The 18,084-nt window shown below is 45.8% G+C and carries 15 protein-coding genes; 13 read left to right on the plus strand and 2 right to left on the minus strand.

What is annotated here, in order from left to right; translation table 11 throughout:
* Window position 1 precedes the first annotated feature (1 nt).
* On the minus strand, window positions 2-454 hold the full coding sequence (locus ITJ87_RS18870; RefSeq protein ID WP_229135053.1) for a hypothetical protein: 453 nt from the start codon (window positions 452-454) through the stop codon (window positions 2-4).
* A 250-nt stretch (window positions 455-704) separates the two neighbouring features.
* On the opposite strand from ITJ87_RS18870, the gene ITJ87_RS17705 reads away from it, so the two are divergent.
* Window positions 705-3,581: a transcriptional regulator gene (locus ITJ87_RS17705; RefSeq protein ID WP_117600521.1), complete on the plus strand. Its 2,877-nt coding sequence runs from the start codon at window positions 705-707 to the stop codon at window positions 3,579-3,581.
* Window positions 3,582-3,761: 180 nt separating this feature from the next.
* Here ITJ87_RS17705 and ITJ87_RS17710 read toward each other — a convergent pair whose 3' ends face one another.
* Window positions 3,762-4,631, minus strand: coding sequence for an IS982 family transposase (locus ITJ87_RS17710; protein WP_118696551.1), 870 nt, complete (start codon window positions 4,629-4,631; stop codon window positions 3,762-3,764).
* A gap of 199 nt (window positions 4,632-4,830) precedes the next feature.
* Between ITJ87_RS17710 and ITJ87_RS17715 the strand changes: the two genes are divergently transcribed.
* From ITJ87_RS17715 to ITJ87_RS17770, 12 genes are all read left to right on the plus strand, one after another.
* Window positions 4,831-5,436, plus strand: coding sequence for a hypothetical protein (locus tag ITJ87_RS17715; RefSeq protein WP_229135054.1), 606 nt, complete (start codon window positions 4,831-4,833; stop codon window positions 5,434-5,436).
* 96 nt (window positions 5,437-5,532) lie between these two features.
* The gene (locus ITJ87_RS17720; RefSeq protein ID WP_117964165.1) at window positions 5,533-7,623 is read left to right on the plus strand and encodes a BT4734/BF3469 family protein; all 2,091 of its coding nucleotides are present in this window, start codon (window positions 5,533-5,535) and stop codon (window positions 7,621-7,623) included.
* Window positions 7,624-7,687: 64 nt separating this feature from the next.
* The gene (locus tag ITJ87_RS17725) at window positions 7,688-8,242 is read left to right on the plus strand and encodes a DUF5063 domain-containing protein (protein ID WP_196096299.1); all 555 of its coding nucleotides are present in this window, start codon (window positions 7,688-7,690) and stop codon (window positions 8,240-8,242) included.
* A 3-nt stretch (window positions 8,243-8,245) separates the two neighbouring features.
* Window positions 8,246-8,869, plus strand: coding sequence for a 3'-5' exonuclease (locus ITJ87_RS17730; RefSeq protein WP_005826911.1), 624 nt, complete (start codon window positions 8,246-8,248; stop codon window positions 8,867-8,869).
* A gap of 39 nt (window positions 8,870-8,908) precedes the next feature.
* Window positions 8,909-10,090, plus strand: coding sequence for a class I SAM-dependent rRNA methyltransferase (locus ITJ87_RS17735; RefSeq protein WP_117922846.1), 1,182 nt, complete (start codon window positions 8,909-8,911; stop codon window positions 10,088-10,090).
* Window positions 10,091-10,404: 314 nt separating this feature from the next.
* Window positions 10,405-11,661: a nucleoside permease gene (locus tag ITJ87_RS17740; RefSeq protein ID WP_117964164.1), complete on the plus strand. Its 1,257-nt coding sequence runs from the start codon at window positions 10,405-10,407 to the stop codon at window positions 11,659-11,661.
* 26 nt (window positions 11,662-11,687) lie between these two features.
* Window positions 11,688-12,272, plus strand: coding sequence for a bifunctional nuclease domain-containing protein (locus tag ITJ87_RS17745; protein WP_117964163.1), 585 nt, complete (start codon window positions 11,688-11,690; stop codon window positions 12,270-12,272).
* Between the two features lies 1 nt (window position 12,273).
* Window positions 12,274-12,972, plus strand: coding sequence for a 16S rRNA (uracil(1498)-N(3))-methyltransferase (locus tag ITJ87_RS17750; RefSeq protein WP_117964162.1), 699 nt, complete (start codon window positions 12,274-12,276; stop codon window positions 12,970-12,972).
* A 22-nt stretch (window positions 12,973-12,994) separates the two neighbouring features.
* Window positions 12,995-14,548 carry a DUF4836 family protein gene (locus ITJ87_RS17755; protein WP_117964161.1) on the plus strand — a complete coding sequence of 518 codons (1,554 nt, stop codon included), beginning with the start codon at window positions 12,995-12,997 and terminating at the stop codon, window positions 14,546-14,548.
* Between the two features lie 41 nt (window positions 14,549-14,589).
* Window positions 14,590-15,234: an ATP-binding cassette domain-containing protein gene (locus ITJ87_RS17760; protein WP_117964160.1), complete on the plus strand. Its 645-nt coding sequence runs from the start codon at window positions 14,590-14,592 to the stop codon at window positions 15,232-15,234.
* An 11-nt stretch (window positions 15,235-15,245) separates the two neighbouring features.
* A complete protein-coding gene (locus ITJ87_RS17765; RefSeq protein WP_117964159.1) occupies window positions 15,246-16,451 on the plus strand; it encodes an ABC transporter permease in 1,206 nt (401 codons plus the stop codon).
* A gap of 619 nt (window positions 16,452-17,070) precedes the next feature.
* Window positions 17,071-18,033, plus strand: coding sequence for a TIM-barrel domain-containing protein (locus ITJ87_RS17770; protein ID WP_229135055.1), 963 nt, complete (start codon window positions 17,071-17,073; stop codon window positions 18,031-18,033).
* Window positions 18,034-18,084 lie beyond the last annotated feature (51 nt).

Consider the following 18,084-nt stretch of genomic DNA (forward strand, 5'->3'; position numbering starts at 1 on the left):
ATTAGTTATCTCTGTTTTTATCATCCCATTTGAAAGAATTTACCGAACAGGGTTGCAAGATGCAATTTGCCGAGTGCTTTTTCCCAGAATTGTCTGGAGCGGTAAGTACAATATTCTTGGCTGTATTGCTTTTATTGATGATGACAAAGGCATAGCTTCCAGATGAACCAGTAAGTGCAGCTCCGAACCCTTGCATAGTCTGAAAAGTCTGTTGCGGATTCAACAAAATGTTTTTAGGTGACATGCTGACTTGGGATTCAAATTTCGCTGTAGACTCTTTTAGCTCATAGGTACGGGTGTCAGTGGTAGTAAGCATGTAGGCTTGCAAACCGGCCGAAGTCACCGGATTTTCTCCGTCAGGTATTTTGGAAGAAATTGTTCCATCATTGTCTGATCCACATGCACTACTGCTAATCAATAAGCTGAATAGGAATAAATAAGATGCTTTTCTCATTAGTATGCAATATATAGGTTTAACAAAAAGATGCTGCAAATATATGTGAGTAATAAAAGGAAGCTTAAAAAAATATTACATCAAAACTTTCTCATTAATTAGTCTTAACTACATCAAAACCTTCTCACTTCTTAATTATTTTGCTGATAATTAAATATTTATTATAATAATTCAAGTACATCTATAAATTATTATTTTATTTGTAGATAAAATATTTTATCTTTGTTTTAAAAATAAAATGTTAACTGCTATGAAACAAAAGCTCACTTGTTTTTATATTCTTCTTTTCTTTATATCTATTCCTATAAATGCCGGATGGCAACGTCAAGTGACAAATTACACTCGACATGTTTATAAGGCTGGCAATCAGAATTGGCATATTCAACAACACGATAATGGTTGGATATATTCAGCTAATAATAAAGGGTTATTGGAGTTTGACGGGGTGGAGTGGAATACATATCCGATTCATAATGCTAAAACACGTACGGTAAAAATGGGGCATGATGGACGGATCTATATCGGTGGAATGGGGCAATTTGGCTATTTTACCCCAAATCATTTGGGTGGATTGGAGTATACCTGCCTTTCTGATAGCTTATCGCCCAATGTAAATGTGGGGGTCATTTGGAATATTCTGCCGGATAGTGACCGTGTGTATTTTCAATCAGACCGCTGTTTTTTCTATATAGAGAAAGGCGTGATGAATAAGGTAGACCATACATCAGAGATCTATACTTCATTGATTTTACAGAACAAACTATATATAGTTTCCGATAAAGGGTTGTTAGTGCTAAATGGAACAAAATTCAAACAAGTGTCCAACTCTTCGGCAATAGGTGCTACGGTGAAGATTGGAGGGCTATTACCTTATAAGGACAACTTGCTGGCAGTAACCAGAGATAACGGTCTTTTCATTCATGATGCTACTTCTTTCCGAAAATTTCCTAACAGCGCTGAAGAATTCTGCCGTAAGAATAAGATATTCTGTGCAGCGTTACAAGACTCATTGTTGGCTTTAGGTAGTATTCAAGGTGGAGTTTGTCTTTTAAATCTGAAGACAAATAAAATGGAGGTGATATCTACAGAGAATGGCTTGCAAAATAAAACAGTCTTAAGCATGATGTTTGATAAGACTGGCAATCTTTGGTTAGGTTTGGACAATGGCATCGATTGCATCCATTTAAATGAACAGCTTGTTTCACTATATGGTGGTAAACCGATGATTGGTTCAGGATATGCTTCTTGCAACTACCGAGGCAAGTTCTATTTTGCAACGAATCAAGGTTTATATCGGTCTACTCCTCCAGAACTATTAAATCAGAAAAGTCCTATTGATTTTGTGCCAGATACGGGTGGACAAATGTGGTCGCTTCACCAATACGACAATAAGCTTTTCTGTTGCTCAGATAATGGTATTTTTATAATAGATGGAGATCATGTGGAGCATCTCAATAATCCTAAAGGGGTATGGGGGATGGTATCGGTAGATGCACGCAAAGATGCGCTGATTGCAGGAACTTATAGCGGATTGTATTTACTTACGAAAAAAGGGGCGAATTGGACTGTGGAAAGCTATATAGAGGGCTTCAGCCGCTCGTGCAAAGATATGTTGATGGAGAATTCCACCAATATTCTGTGGGTAGGAAATAAGGAAAATGGGGTTTCCCGCCTGACATTGTCAGATGATTTGCGGAAAATAGAAAAAATTAAGGATTACAATAACAGAAGGTTCCCTCGTGGCTATGATGCATGCCTGCTGCGAGTGAATGACAAAGTAACTATAGCTTCACATTATGGCTTATGGTACTATGACCAGAGCCGTGACTGTTTGGAGGCGTATACTAGACTTGAACAATTATTAGAAGGCAAGACTGCTTATACCTATATGAAGATAGATTCATTGCAGAATATCTGGTATGTGGTGAACGGAACATTGAAGGTGCTGCATTATGATTCCACCAATAAGGAGTACTATCAAGTGAATAATGAATTGTTTTTGAAAGGGATGTTAATAGAAAATTTTGAAGATGTATGTCTTTATAAAACTGACCAAGCAATTGTTGGAACTGAAGATGGCTTTTCACTGATAAAAATGGATAGCTCGCAAATACAGCGCCCACCGTTGAACTTACAAATCAGAAAAGTATATCTGACTGGATTTCGTGATTCGCTTATCTATGGCCGCAGTTATTTGTATGATACAGTTCCAGTGGTGATTCCTTATTCTCAGAATTCGATTAAAATAAAATATAGTGTGAATAATTATAATAAATCACGGACGGCTCTATATTCATATCAGCTAAGTGTAGACGGTAAGCAAGATGTCTGGAGTGAATACAGTGAGAATAATGTGAAAGAATTCACAGAGTTACATGAAGGCAAATACGTATTTAGTGTGAAATTACTGACCGACGGGGATCAAGATCCGGTAAAGACTGCTTTTACTTTTGAAATCCTGCCACCTTGGTATCGTACATGGTGGAGTTATTTGATGTATTTGATAGTTGTAATGTCGCTGTTTTATTATATGTATTATCATATTTCAGAAAGTCGTAGACGTCTGCTGGTACAAAAAGAATCGGAACTTTACCAGCAAGAACAGAAATTCCAAAAGGAGAGTGATTTGAAAGATAAAAAAATAGACATTCTGAAGGAAGAAAACTTGCAGTCGGAGTTGCGTCATAAATCAGAAGAATTGATTCGTACTACGCTCAATATTGTACGTAAGAATGAAACCCTATTGAATATCAAAAAAGAAGTATTAAATATTTCCCATTCCATCAGTGAAGAGAATCTTGTTTTGCTTCGCCGGAAGACACTTCGATTATTAGGAGAGATTGATACAAATATTGAGCATGATGATGATTTGCAGGCTTTTCAGAGTAGTTTTGACTCAGTATATCATGATTTTTTTAAAAAATTAGAGGAGGAATTCCCCGAACTAAGCAATAAAGAAAAGTTACTTTGTGCTTATATCAAGATGAATTTGCTTTCTAAGGAAATAGCTCCATTGCTGAACATCTCTTTACGAGGAGTTGAAATCAGCCGTTATCGCCTGCGCAAAAAATTAGGTCTAGAAAAGGGAAGTAATCTTACGGAGTTTCTGCAAAAGTTCTCAAAGTGACGCCTAAAAGTAGCGGTGCTTACTGCTTTATCCGTTACAAATGGATTTTTATAATACTAATAGGCTTTCTAGCCTCATATTAATAAGAAATCAATGATGCAGGAATGAGTCAGAAAATCAACGAATTCCTAAAAATATTGATTATAAATTTACTATCATTAACGTGAATTCAATATAAAATCAAAAAATAGCAAGTTGTCCGTCATTGACAAAATTCACGTCAATGGCGGGCTTCTTTTCAAAAAAGCAATATGCTACTATAGCCGACAAAGAGTTGGCTATAAAGTTATTGAATGAACGATGTCTGGAGTGTTCTATCTGCGCAATGTTCTTCAATTCGTCATTGACCGTTTCGATCAAGGCTCTTTTTCTGAGCAAAATCTTGTCGGCAATACTCATCAGTGAATTCTTCATATTGTTTTTAACTTTAGTGACAAGCTGTATCCCATTAAGAAAAAGATTCTCAAACAGAGCCTGACCTATATATCCTTTGTCTGCACATAGTTTTCCTTTGATGTTTTCCAGAAACTTACCCTGTTTCAACGGTTCCCGGTCATCCACGTTTCCAGACGTAAACATGAAATTGAGAATCTCACCCTTGTCATTGATTATCAGATGCAGCTTGAATCCGAAGAACCATCCCATTGAACATTTTCTACGCTCGGCAAGTCCCTCAAATGTCTTATAAATAAGGATTCTTTGGTTACGACAAACACGCAAGGGAGTGGAGTCGACAAAACTGATGCCGGTACAGGTTCCTAGCAGGACTTTTTTGATGAAGATGGTCACGGGAAGCAATACTTCCTTCTCCAGTTCCACAAAATGGTTATAAGAAACCTGACGCGGAAAAAGGTGTTTCAGATGTTTACAGACATATTCCTTATAGTAATGCTTGAAACAGCGGAAACCACCGGAGTGAAACCGGATTAGAATAACCATAATCTCAGCATCACTCATACAGTTGGGTTTGTTACGATGCTTGGTCTTCTTATACTCAATCATATATTTTTCCTGTTGAAATGTAAATTCCTTGCAAAAATCATCGGCCATACAATGTAACTTTAGACTCTGGAAACATAGTGGTAATCGTTTAAATGTTATAATTGGACACTATAAATTTAATGATTTTATCGCTATATCTCTAATTGTCAGAAAAATATATTTATTCTTATTTCGAATTCACGTTAACTTATGGGTATACCCCGACCGGACACCGGAAAGCGAAGCGGACATCTTCATCTGTCAATCTTTGGATGATAAGGCGCGAAAGAGACTGAGCCAAGGAGGAAAGATACTGCTTATACCCGACCACAAAGCCATTGAAGAACAGAGTGTAGGCGGCCTTTTCACTCCTGACTACTGGAACTATGCCATGTTCAAAAGCATTTCGGAAAACGCCGGCCGCGAAGTTTCGCCGGGCACCCTCTCCTTGCTGATGGACGAGAAACATCCCTTGTTCCGGCAGTTCCCCACCGAGTGCCATAGCAACTGGCAATGGTGGAGCATCGTACGCCATGCCCGTCCCTTTATTCTGAACGCTACACGCCACGAATACAAGCCGCTTATCCAAGTAGTAGACAATGTGGAGCGGAACCACAAGTTAGGCTTGCTGTTCGAATTTGCCGTAGACAACGGTAAGGTATTGGTTTGTATGAGCAACCTCGAAGCAATTCGCCACACTCCGGAAGGAGGTCAGCTGCGCAATGCCATTTTAAGCTATATGAAGTCGGCTGAGTTCTCTCCCACCGAGACGCTGACCTCACAGCAGTTGCAGCACATATTAACAACCGAGGTGAAAAAGCAAGACATTGTCGGCGTGAAAAACCAGTCGGATTACGACGTACAGCCGGAATAAAAAATAAGTATGAGAAGTTTCATCATAATTCCACTTTTCCTCGGCTGTCCCGTCATTTTTCAGTAGCTTTGCGGACTTTAATACAGCAAGCACCCCATGAAACTTACCCTTATACGCACCGCTCGTGAAACCGGCAAAGAGACATTCAGCACATGGCCCAGCGACACCTTGATGGAGAAGATGAAAACCGAGAACAAAGCCGGACACATATCCGCCTTGCGCAGCCTCATTCCCCACATCACCGGAAGCAACGGACACTACCCCTGCATAGACAAACTGCCACGCATCTGCCCTGCCGCAGAATATGCCCGCAGCAAAGAGGGGGAAAGATACCTGAAAACCTACAACGGACTGGTACAGATTGAAGTCAACCACCTGGCCAATGCCGTGGAAGTGGAGCAAGTAAAGCGCCAGGCGGCCCTGCTGCCGCAAACTTTTGCCGCCTTTTGCGGAAGTAGCGGACGAAGCGTAAAAATATGGGTACTGTTTGCCACCCCCGACGGTTCGCGCCCCAGGCAGGAAGAAAAAATCAGGCTGTTTCATACCGCTGCCTACCGGCTCGCCGTAAACTGTTACCAGCCCCTGCTCCCCTACCCCGTCACACTGAAAGAACCTGCCGTGGAGCAAAGCTGCCGCATGACGCTCGATGACCGTCCCTATTACAATCCGTCTGCCGTCCCTTTCTGTTTGGAACAGCCTTTGTCCGTGCCCGACGAGCCCACCTTCGGCCAACGGAAACAGACCGAAGCAAACCCGCTGATGCGCATTGCCCCCGGCTATCCGGCCTCCCAAACCTTCTCCATCCTCTTCGAAGCCGCCCTGAACCGTACCTTCGAAGAGCTGGAAAACTGGAAACGGGGCGATGACCTTCGCCCCCTGCTCTACCTGCTTGCCGGGCATTGCTACAAAGCCGGCATTCCCGAAGAAGAGGCAGTACGTCAAGTCATGATGCACTACTACCGCGAAGCGGATGAACAGCTGGTACGCATGACCCTGCACAACCTCTACCGCGAATGCAAAGGCTTCGGCACCCGCAGCAGCATGACCCGCGACCAAATCACCGCCTTCCGCCTGGAAGAATTCATGAACAGACGCTATGAGTTCCGCTGGAACACCGTGCTGGGAGAATTGGAATTCCGCCAACGGGACTCCATACACTTCCACTTCCGCCCTGCCGACCAGCGGGTAAGAAGCAGTATCGGACAGAATGCCCTGAAAGAAGGAATCAGCGTATGGGACAGAGATGTGGCACGCTACCTCAACTCGGACGCCATTCCCTTGTACAACCTCATCGAAGAATATCTGAACAGCACCGGACATTGGGACGGCAAGGACCGTATCCGCGCATTGGCCGACCTCGTCCCCTGCAACAATCCGTACTGGCGGGAACTCTTCTACCGCTGGTTTCTCAGCATGACGGCGCACTGGCAAAACATCGACCGTCAGCATGGAAACAACACGTCTCCCCTACTGGTCGGAGCCCAAGGCTATCGTAAAAGTACCTTCTGCCGCATCCTGCTGCCACCCGAACTGCGCTTCGGATATACCGACAGTATCGACTTCAAAAGCAAGCAGGACGCAGAGCGGAGCCTCGGCCGCTTTTTCCTGATAAACATCGACGAATTCGACCAAATCAGCGTCAATCAGCAAGGTTTTCTAAAGCATCTGCTGCAGAAACCCGTGGCAAACCTGCGCAAGCCTTACGGCACCGCCATCCAGGAAATAAGACGCTACGCCTCCTTTATAGCCACCAGCAACCAGAAAGACCTGCTGACAGACCCCAGCGGCAGCCGCCGTTTCATCTGCATCGAAGTCACCGGCCCCATCCATACCAATGTCACCATCAACTACCGGCAACTCTACGCACAAGCCATGGATGCCATAGCCAAAGGTGAACGCTACTGGCTGGACGATTCCGACGAAGCCATCTTGAAACAGACCAACCGGGAGTTTGAACAGCCCACACCGTTGGAACAGCTCTTCCTCTGCCACTTCCATCCCGCCGAAAATGAAGAGGAAGGAGACTGGATGACCCCTATGGAGATTCTCTCCTTCTTGCAAACCAAGACCAAAGACCGGCTGTCCATCAATAAAGTGGCTCTGTTCGGACGTGCACTCCACAAACTGGGCATCAGCAGCCGCCGGAAGACAAGAGGAACAGAATATCATGTAGTGAAAAAAGAATAATCCTGCCAATTAATTTGCTTCTACTTTCGGTTTGCGCTATCTTTGCGTTTCAAATCAAGAAGATATGAAAAAAGAAAGTCAAGTGATATTCGACCGGAATGCCGTAGAGTTTGTGGCCGTAGCCGCCGAGTTTTGCAAGTTTCTGGAACAAGCGGAAGGGGTGAAACGTTCCGCGTTCGTCGATACCTCCTTAAAAATACTTCCGCTGCTCTACCTGAAGGCCTCCATGCTGCCCGAGTGCGAAACCATAGGAGACGAGGCGCCGGAAACATTCGTCACCGAAGAGACCTATGAGGTACTCCGCATGAACCTCGCCAATATCCTGGCCGAGAAAGACGACTACCTGGACGTATTCGTATCCGACATGAAGTATAGTGACCAGCCCATCACCAGGAACATTTCCGAAGACTTGGCCGACATATACCAGGACATCAAGGACTTTATCTTCGTATTCCAGCTGGGTTTCAACGAGACGATGAACGATTCGCTTGCCATCTGCCAGGAAAACTTCCGCCTCCATTGGGGACAAAAGCTTGTCAACACCCTGCGTGCCCTGCACGAGGTGAAGTATGCGCAAGGCGAGGATGAAGAGGAGGAAACCGCAGACTTTGAATATTAAATTATGGTTATCAAAAGAACAATAGATAAAGAAACAGTGAAAGACCTGCCCAAAGCCGCCTTTCCGGGACAGATACATGTCGTACAGACACCGTGGGAAGCGGAGAAGGCAGTCGCCTATCTGAAGTCCTGCCCGTTGCTGGGCATAGACAGCGAAACCCGTCCATCGTTCACAAAAGGACAGATACACAAGGTGGCCCTGCTGCAGATTTCCTCAGAGGAACATTGCTTTCTGTTCCGCCTCAACCTGACGGGACTGACTCTGCCGGTTATCACATTGCTGGAAAACCCAAGTGTAACGAAAGTAGGCCTTTCCTTGCGGGATGACTTCATGATGCTGCACAAGCGTGCTCCTTTCGAACAACATGCGTGCATTGAATTGCAGGAATACGTCCGCGCTTTCGGCATCCAGGATAAAAGCCTGCAAAAGATATATGCCATCCTCTTCGGGGAAAAGATTTCGAAAAGCCAGCGCCTTTCCAACTGGGAAGCCGAAACCTTGACCGAACCGCAGAAACTGTATGCCGCCACCGATGCCTGGGCATGCCTCAACATCTACAACAAGCTGCAAGAACTGAAACGGACAGGAGATTTTGAGATAGAAGCCAATAATAATGTGGTAATGTAATGCACATTATCACATTACCACATTAATCACATTATATATATGTACAAAGTATACCTTAAACCCAATAAAGAGGAGTCATTAAAGCGTTTTCACCCGTGGGTGTTTTCCGGCGCCATCGCACATTTCGACGGAGAGCCCGAAGAAGGGGAAGTTGTTGAAATCTACACGTCCAAAAAGGAATTCATAGCCAAAGGGCATTTTCAGATTGGCAGTATCGCCGTACGCGTACTGACCTTCCGTCAAGAAGAAGAAATCAATGCGGACTTCTGGAAACGCAAACTCAGCATAGCATACGACATGCGCCGCAGTATCGGCATAGCCGGAAACCCGACAAACAACACCTATCGCCTGGTGCACGGGGAGGGAGACAACCTGCCGGGGCTGGTTATCGACATTTATGCCTGTACCGCAGTGATGCAGGCACATTCTGCCGGCATGCACCTCGACCGCATGGCCATTGCCGATGCCCTTACCGAAGTGATGGGCAGCCAGATTGACAATATCTATTACAAATCGGAGACGACCCTTCCCTTCAAGGCCGACCTCTATCCGGAGAATGGTTTCTTGAAAGGCGGCAGCACGGACAATGTAGCCATGGAGTACGGCCTGAAGTTCCACATCGACTGGCTGAAAGGCCAAAAAACCGGTTTCTTCGTAGACCAACGCGAGAACCGTTCGCTACTGGAACGTTATGCCAAAGGCCGCAGCGTACTGAATATGTTCTGCTATACCGGCGGCTTCTCCGTATATGCTATGCGTGGAGACGCCAAACTGGTGCATTCCGTGGACAGCTCCGCCAAAGCCATCGACTTGACCAACAAGAACATCGAACTGAACTTCCCGGGTGACACCCGCCATGCCGCCTATGCAGAAGATGCCTTCAAATACCTTGACCGCATGGGCGACCAATACGACCTGATAGTTCTTGACCCTCCTGCTTTTGCCAAGCACCGCGATGCCCTGCGTAATGCCCTGCAAGGCTACCGCAAACTCAATGTCAAGGCTTTCGAAAAAATCAAGCCCGGAGGTATTCTTTTCACTTTCTCGTGCTCGCAAGCCGTCAGTAAAGAGAACTTCCGCACGGCCGTGTTCACAGCCGCTGCCATGTCCGGCCGCAGCGTACGCATCCTGCACCAACTGACACAACCTGCCGACCACCCGGTAAGCATCTATCATCCGGAAGGGGAATACCTGAAAGGGCTGGTTCTATATGTAGAATAAAGGAAAAAGAAGGCCTCATCGGCCTTCTTTTCTTAAATAGAGTTAATAAAAAGTAGAAAAGTGCCAAAATAGCATGTTATATAACATAAACCATGTATATTTGCACTGTGTTTTTCATGGTATTAGATTTAAGGTTAATAAAGATTGGGTGTCTGGGATAGATACCCTTCTTTTTTTATAATACATTCCTTCCCAAAATCCATCCCTCATTAATCTCTTTCGTTGAAGAAAAAGCCGTACAGAACTTGTTTTTCTCCTAGTCTCATTGTACATTTGCATCTATTACATAATTTAAAATATAAAAAGCTAATATTATGAGCATCAAATTCCGACTCACTGCCATGCAATTCCTGCAATTCTTCGTTTGGGGAGCATGGCTGATTTCATTAGGTGGTTACATGGGCGGTACGTTACATTTTGAAGGCGGACAAATCGGAGCAATCTTTGCAACCATGGGTATAGCCTCACTGATAATGCCCGGACTGACCGGTATCATCGCCGACAAATGGATAAACGCCGAACGCCTTTATGGCATACTCCACCTTATCGGTGCCGGTGCTCTGATTTATGCTTCCACTGCCACTACGTACACCCACATGTACTGGGCCATGCTGCTCAACATGCTTGTTTATATGCCCACGCTATCCCTGGCCAACACCGTGTCCTACAATGCGCTGGAAAGATATAAAATGGATTTGGTAAAAGACTTCCCCCCCATCCGTGTATGGGGAACGGTAGGCTTTATCTGTGCCATGTGGGCTGTGGACCTTACCGGGTTCAAGGCAAGTGCGGCACAACTCTATGTGGCAGCCATCTCGGCAGCCATGCTGGGGCTTTACGCCTTCACCCTGCCTGCCTGCCCTCCCATGCGCTGCGAAGGAAAAACGATGCTCTCCGCTTTCGGACTGGATGCACTGGTGCTGTTCAAGCGCAAGAAGATGGCCATCTTCTTCCTATTCTCCATGTTGCTGGGAGCCGCCCTCCAAATAACAAACACCTATGGTGACCTTTTCCTGGGTTCGTTTGCTTCCATACCGGAATATGCAGATTCGTTCGGTGTGAAACACTCCGTCATCCTGCTCTCCATCTCGCAAATGAGTGAGACGCTGTTTATCCTTGCCATCCCCTTCTTCCTGAAACATTTCGGAATCAAGCGTGTTATGTTAATCAGTATGTTTGCATGGGTATTCCGTTTCGGGCTTTTCGCCCTCGGAGACCCGGGAAGCGGACTTTGGATGCTCATTCTCTCGATGATTGTCTACGGCATGGCATTTGACTTTTTCAATGTATCGGGCTCGCTGTTTACAGAAATGGAGGCACATCCCAGTATCCGTGCCAGCGCACAAGGCTTGTTCTTCATGATGACGAACGGTGTGGGAGCCATCATCGGAGGTTATGCCAGCGGAGCCGTGGTGGATGCCTTCTCGGTATATGCCGAAGGCGGAGGACTGGTAAGCCGCGACTGGACACCGGTATGGTTTATCTTTGCAGGATATGCCTTAGTCATTGGTCTGTTATTTGGAATAGTATTCCGCTATAAGCATAATCCGGAGAAAATAGAGAAAAACTGATTGAAAATCAGGTTGATTTAATAGGTATGAATAAGAAGAAGATAGAACTACAAGTACTAAACATTTCCAACAGCCAGGCGCAAGCGGGCGCCTATGCCCTGGTACTGGGTGAAGCGGGCGGCGAGCGTCAGCTTCCGATTATTATAGGTGCCACCGAAGCACAAGCTATGGTCATCGAGATGAAAGGTATTGTACCGCCCCGTCCGCTGACCCATAACCTATTCGCTTCCGTTCTTGAAGTGCTGGGCGTAAAACTGATGCGTATTCTTATCTATAAAGTAGACAACGGAGTATTCTACTCTTACCTTTATATGAAAGCCGAAGAAACCATTCTCCGGATTGATGCGCGTACCAGCGACGCCGTTGCCCTGGCATTGCGCATGAATGCCCCTATCTTTGTCTACGAAGACATCCTCGAAGCAGAATGTCTGAAAACCGTCGAAGGTTCCATCGACCCGATGGAAGGCAGCGAACCGGACAAAGACGAACTGCTGCAGGAAGACACGATAGGCATACTGAAAACGGCCCTGCAAAAAGCAGTCGATGAAGAGGACTATGAACGTGCCGCACAGCTAAGAGACCAGATTAACCAACTCAAGAACAATTTGTAATATGCACGTATTCTATACCCCCGACATACAAGCCCACGCAGAGCTGCCCGAAGAGGAAGCCGCACACGCCGTACGCGTCTTGCGCTTGCAGGCTGGAGACGAGGTCATGTTGACAGACGGAAAAGGCTGCTTTTATCGTGCCGAAATCAGTACGGCTACAAACAAGCGCTGTCTGGTGAATATCCTGGAAACCCTTCCGCAAGCCCCCTTGTGGAAAGGTCATCTGCACATTGCCATGGCGCCTACCAAGAATATGGACCGCACAGAGTGGTTTGCCGAGAAAGCGACGGAAATTGGGTTTGACGAACTGACATTCCTGAACTGCCGTTTCTCGGAACGGAAAGTCATCAAGACGGAGCGCATTTCCAAAATACTGGTTTCCGCCATCAAGCAGTCGCTCAAGGCACGCCTGCCCCAACTGAATGAGATGACAGACTTCAACAAGTTCATCACACAGCCTTTTCCGGGCCAGAAATTCATCGCCCACTGTTATGAAGGCGAAAAACCGCTTTTGAAGGATATGGTACATCCCGGAGAGGATGCCCTCGTACTAATCGGTCCCGAAGGAGACTTCAGCGAAGAGGAAGTCCGGAAGGCGGCGGAAAACGGGTTTATCCCCATCAGCCTGGGAAAATCAAGGCTGCGCACAGAGACGGCGGCACTGGTTGCCTGCCACATCCTCAACTTACAGAATCAATGATACTCACTAAAACAAAAACTATATGAAAAAGAACCTATTCTTCCACTTCTCAGTACTGGCAATGCTCATCGTGCTGATAAGCGCTTGTTCGTCCAAAAAGTCGGAATATACCAATGTGATTCCCTCCGATGCCTCGCAAGTCATCGCTGTCAATTTAAAATCATTGGCAGACAAGGCCGGTACCAAAGATAAAGAGACTAAAGAAGCACTGCAAAAGCTGACAGATGCCTTGAAAAGCGATATGAATGCAGCCACTTTCCAACAATTGGAGGCTGTACTGAAAGACCCTGCCAAATCGGGAGTGGACGTTCATGCGCCCATCTATATCTTCAATGCTCCCTCGTTCCCCTACACCACCATGGTAGCCAAGGTTCAGAACAAGGATGACTTGCTGAAACTGCTGGAAGTTACGGAGAAAGAACAGATAATCAGCCACGTGTCAGAAGCGGACGGCTACAGCTTTGCACAAATCAACAAGCAGGCACTGCTCGCTTTCACTCCCACCACGCTTATGGTGGTGAACTACACCGGCACATCGCAATTGGAAAAAGTCAAGGAGGAAATACCCGCCCTACTGAAACAGACGGAAGAGAACAGTATCAACAGCAATACTGCTTTCAAGAAGATGCAAAAGCAGAACGGAGACGTCAACATGCTCATTACTCCCTCCAGCCTGCTGAGTGCCTATGCCAATCCGCTGAATTACGGAATATCCCAAAGTATTGATTTGAAAGATTTGAAGATGCTGGGAAGCCTCTCTTTCGAAAAAGGAAAAATTGAGCTGAAGATAGATAACTATACAGAGAATGCAGAACTGAAAGCTCTCTTCGAAAAGCAGGCCAAAAGCACTTGCCCCATCGAAAACACATTTCTGAAATATTTCCCCAAATCTACGCTGGCACTGCTCAGCATAGGTATCAATGGAGAGGAGTTCTACAATGTACTGCAAGAGAATGAGCAGTTCCGCAACGATTTCTCCATTACCAAAGCCGCTGAAGTAAAGGACTTGTTCAATGCTTTCCACAACGACCTGACCATAGGCCTTATCAATGTAACCATGAACAGTAATCCTTCTTTCCTTGCCTACGCCAGCGTAAAGAACGATGCTCCTCTGAAAGCCCTTTATGAGAAAAAGTCCGAACTGGGACTGAAACGCGGCGAAGACATCGTGAAATTGAATGAGAATGAATATGTCTATAAATCACGCGCTATCAACATTTTCTTCGGCATACGAGACAAACAAATGTACGCCACCAACGACGAACTGCTGTATAAGAATGCCTGCAAGACCGCTGACCCGTCTGCCAAAGAAACAGACTTCGCTTCCAGTCTGAAAGGCAAGCGTACAGCCTTTGTCATCAATGCGGAAGCCGTACTCGACCTGCCCGTTATAAAATTGCTTGTTGGGTTCGGCGGACAAGAGTATAGCACCTATTACTCGCTGCTCGGCAATATCTCGTATCTGGAAGCTGTCGGTAACGAGGACAAGGCAACCGTTACCCTGCAACTGAAGAATAAGGATGTAAATGCGTTGAAACAGATTGTGGACTTCATCAAGCAGTTTGCAGGAATGTAATTTAAGGATTAAAGATTAGAGATTAAGGATTAATACCACTCATGAATAGGATTCACCTACGGCAAACACTACCTCAAGTGTTTGCCGACCGTGATGCCATTACCTCAGACGTATGGCATCGGGACATTACGTTCCACAAAGGGAAACGTTATCTCATAGAAGCCGCTTCGGGTACCGGAAAGTCATCGCTTTGTAGCTATATTTACGGCTATCGGCACGATTATCAGGGAATCATCAACTTTGATGAACGCAATATCCGTTCACTCTCCGTCAATGACTGGATAGATATACGCAAACACTCTCTCAGCATTCTTTTTCAAGAGTTGCGTATCTTTCCCGAACTTACCGCCATCGAGAACATACAACTGAAGAACCGGCTTACCAATTTCAAAAAAAGGAAAGAAGTCCTTACCCTCTTTGAGGCCATCGGCATTGCCGACAAGGTAAACGAAAAAGCCGGAAAGCTATCTTTTGGCCAGCAACAAAGAGTCGCCTTTATCCGCAGCCTCTGCCAGCCTTTCGACTTCATCTTCCTGGACGAACCCATCAGCCATCTGGATAACGAGAACGGAACAATCATGGGCAGACTGCTGACAGAAGAAGCCAGCCGCCAAGAAGCGGGAATCATAGTGACTTCCATAGGTAAGCATCTGGAACTAGAGTATGACGAAATTTATAAATTATAAATGTAGCTAATATGAATCGACTTGTTTGGAAACTTCTCCGCCAGCACATCAGTGTCGGACAGCTGGCAGGCTTTTTCCTCGCCAATCTCTTCGGCATGATGATTGTATTGCTGAGCGTACAATTCTATCGTGATGTCCTTCCCGTTTTTACGGAAGGGGATAGTTTCATGAAGAAGGAGTATATCATTGCTACCAAAAAAATCAGTACTCTGGGCAGCTTTGCCGGGAAAAGCAATACCTTCTCCAAAGAGGAGATAAAGGACCTGAAAGCCCAACCTTTTACTAAGGGGGTAGGCGCGTTCACTCCTTCCCAGTTCAAGGTTTCTGCCGGACTCGGTATGCAGGAAGCCGGTATCCGTCTGTCAACAGAGATGTTTTTCGAGTCTGTACCCGACGAATATGTGGATGTCAGTCTGGACAAATGGCATTTTGACGAAGATGCCCGGGTAATTCCCATCATCATTCCACGTAACTATCTGAACCTCTACAACTTTGGCTTTGCACAAAGCCGGAGTCTGCCGAAACTCTCCGAAGGCCTGATGAGTCTGGTACAAATGGATGTGATGATGCGGGGTAACGGACGTGTGGAACAATATAAAGGCAACATTGTAGGATTCTCCAACCGGCTGAATACCATTCTCGTTCCCCAATCCTTCATGGACTGGGCCAATAAGAATTTCGCACCGGAGAAAGAAGCGGAACCGTCCCGGCTGATTGTGGAAGTAAAGAATCCTACCGACACAGCCATCACCGACTATTTCCAGCAAAAGAATTACGAAACTGAAGGCAACAATCTGGATGCCGGGAAGACAACTTATTTCCTGCGCCTCATTACGGCCATCGTCATGGGAGTAGGATTGTTCATCAGCATTCTGTCATTCTACATCCTGATGCTGAGCATCTTCCTGCTTCTCCAAAAGAATACGGTAAAACTGGAAAACCTGCTGCTGATAGGATATAGCCCGACGCAGGTAGCCACACCTTATTATATACTGACAGTAGGGCTGAATGTACTGGTACTGCTCCTCGCCATCGGCTGCGTGGCATGGGTGCGCAGTTACTATATAGAAGTAGTCCAAAGCCTCTTCCCGCAATTGGAGAGCGGATCACTGCTTCCATGTATATTGATCGGTTGCCTATTATTTTTTGCTGTATCACTGCTGAATATTTTGGCAATAGGCAAAAAAATTATCAGTATCTGGAAAGGGAGAAAATAAAGATGGAAAAATTCCATCCAGCAAATATAAAGTTCATGATATGCCATCATTACAGCAAGCATCCGCCTCTACATATACCGCACCCGAAAGGAGATGGAACGGAAACACAAAGAAGAAATCCTTTTGCTCCGCATCCGCAACTTGATAAAGCAGTGCAGCCGTTATGAAGCGGAACAAAAGAAATGTACGGTTGCCACCCCTCGGAATATGCGGAAAAAATGCAGAAATCAACCTGAGTGTTGTTCCGTTTCAACAAGATTGTTGCCGTCTAAAGAGGATTCAGGGCTACTTTTGCAGCATAATTTTAAAAGAACCATGAAAATGAATTTTATGAAAAGAGCCGGCTTCGTGCTGACTTGTGCAACCATGCTTGCAAACTTGTGTGCCGCCCAGAACACAGAACGCACACCTCAAGGAATGAAATGCACCACATAAGGAATGGACATCCGTGTGGAATTCTATTCGCCTTCCATTGTGCAGGTTTCAAAACTCCCGAAGGCAAACCCTACAACAAAGAAAGTCTGGTAGTGGTCACAAGCTGAATGCCAAGCTGATGATTGTGGCATGACCCGGCTTTGGCACCCACACAGAGCAACGCAAGGAGTTGGATGCCAAAGGGATGATTATCAACTTCAACACTTGGCCACCCAAAAGTGGCACACGCCCCTACGACGTCTACAATCCCGAAGCAAGGGACATTTATTGGAAATATCTGAATAAAGGCATTTTCAGTTACATCGGCAACGACGACTGGTGGCTCGATTCTACAGAGACTGACCATATCAACCGACAAGAATCGGACTATGACCTCTCCACTCACTTGGGGTCTTACCGGAGTGTAAAAAATGTCTACTCACTGATGCACAACAGCAGAATAGCCTCGCATCAAAAGGCTTTGAGCAAAGACAAACGCGTTATCATCCTGACCCGTTCCGGATTTATCGGACAACAACGTTACGGCTGCAACACCTGGAGTGGTGACGTGACCTCCACTTGGGACATGCTGGAGAAACAGATTCCTGCCGCACTGAACTATAGCTTGATGAACATCCCGAACTGGAACAGTGACATAGGTGGCTTCTTTGCCGGACGCTGGATGCAGTTCGGCACTTTCTGCCCGATAATGCGTTCGCACGGTACGGAGTTGCCCCGTGAAATCTGGAACTTCGGCAAGCGTGGCGAGTGGTGTTTCGATGCCCAGGAGAAGGTGATTAATCTGCGCTATCGCCTTCTGCCCTACGTTTACAGCACTTCCTGGGATGTGTTCCACAATGACGGTACATTCATGCGTCCTTTAGTAATGGATTTTGCGCCGGTTTACCTCCCTCAAGGCGCAGACTGGTGGGACTTCTGGAGTAACGAAAAGCAGCAGGACAGACAGACCTTGAACCGCAGTGTATCTTGGGAGGACAAGGCCCGTCCTCTGACGATAGAAGAGCGGGAAAGCAGTTTTCCGAACATGCTGAAAAGCCGCAAGTTCAAGGTTGTCCTGGTCGGTCAGGACTCCGGTACGGGAGACCGGCCGATGAAAGGCAGAAAGACAATAAGCTATGCAGGAAAGAAAAAGAGTATAAAGCTGTAACAGTAAAAAGGAGGAACGTGTCAAAACTACCTTACTATTTTTTAGGCGCGG

The organism is Bacteroides sp. HF-162, from assembly GCF_015679285.1.
Classification (GTDB): domain Bacteria; phylum Bacteroidota; class Bacteroidia; order Bacteroidales; family Bacteroidaceae; genus Bacteroides; species Bacteroides uniformis.

Coding starts and splice junctions, on each gene's coding strand:
- ITJ87_RS18870 (WP_229135053.1), bottom strand. CDS start 454: ATGAGAAAAGCATCTTATTTATTCCTATTCAGCTTATTGATTAGCAGT.
- ITJ87_RS17705 (WP_117600521.1), top strand. CDS start 705: ATGAAACAAAAGCTCACTTGTTTTTATATTCTTCTTTTCTTTATATCT.
- ITJ87_RS17710 (WP_118696551.1), bottom strand. CDS start 4,631: ATGGCCGATGATTTTTGCAAGGAATTTACATTTCAACAGGAAAAATAT.
- ITJ87_RS17720 (WP_117964165.1), top strand. CDS start 5,533: ATGAAACTTACCCTTATACGCACCGCTCGTGAAACCGGCAAAGAGACA.
- ITJ87_RS17725 (WP_196096299.1), top strand. CDS start 7,688: ATGAAAAAAGAAAGTCAAGTGATATTCGACCGGAATGCCGTAGAGTTT.
- ITJ87_RS17730 (WP_005826911.1), top strand. CDS start 8,246: ATGGTTATCAAAAGAACAATAGATAAAGAAACAGTGAAAGACCTGCCC.
- ITJ87_RS17735 (WP_117922846.1), top strand. CDS start 8,909: ATGTACAAAGTATACCTTAAACCCAATAAAGAGGAGTCATTAAAGCGT.
- ITJ87_RS17740 (WP_117964164.1), top strand. CDS start 10,405: ATGAGCATCAAATTCCGACTCACTGCCATGCAATTCCTGCAATTCTTC.
- ITJ87_RS17745 (WP_117964163.1), top strand. CDS start 11,688: ATGAATAAGAAGAAGATAGAACTACAAGTACTAAACATTTCCAACAGC.
- ITJ87_RS17750 (WP_117964162.1), top strand. CDS start 12,274: ATGCACGTATTCTATACCCCCGACATACAAGCCCACGCAGAGCTGCCC.
- ITJ87_RS17755 (WP_117964161.1), top strand. CDS start 12,995: ATGAAAAAGAACCTATTCTTCCACTTCTCAGTACTGGCAATGCTCATC.
- ITJ87_RS17760 (WP_117964160.1), top strand. CDS start 14,590: ATGAATAGGATTCACCTACGGCAAACACTACCTCAAGTGTTTGCCGAC.
- ITJ87_RS17765 (WP_117964159.1), top strand. CDS start 15,246: ATGAATCGACTTGTTTGGAAACTTCTCCGCCAGCACATCAGTGTCGGA.
- ITJ87_RS17770 (WP_229135055.1), top strand. CDS start 17,071: ATGATTATCAACTTCAACACTTGGCCACCCAAAAGTGGCACACGCCCC.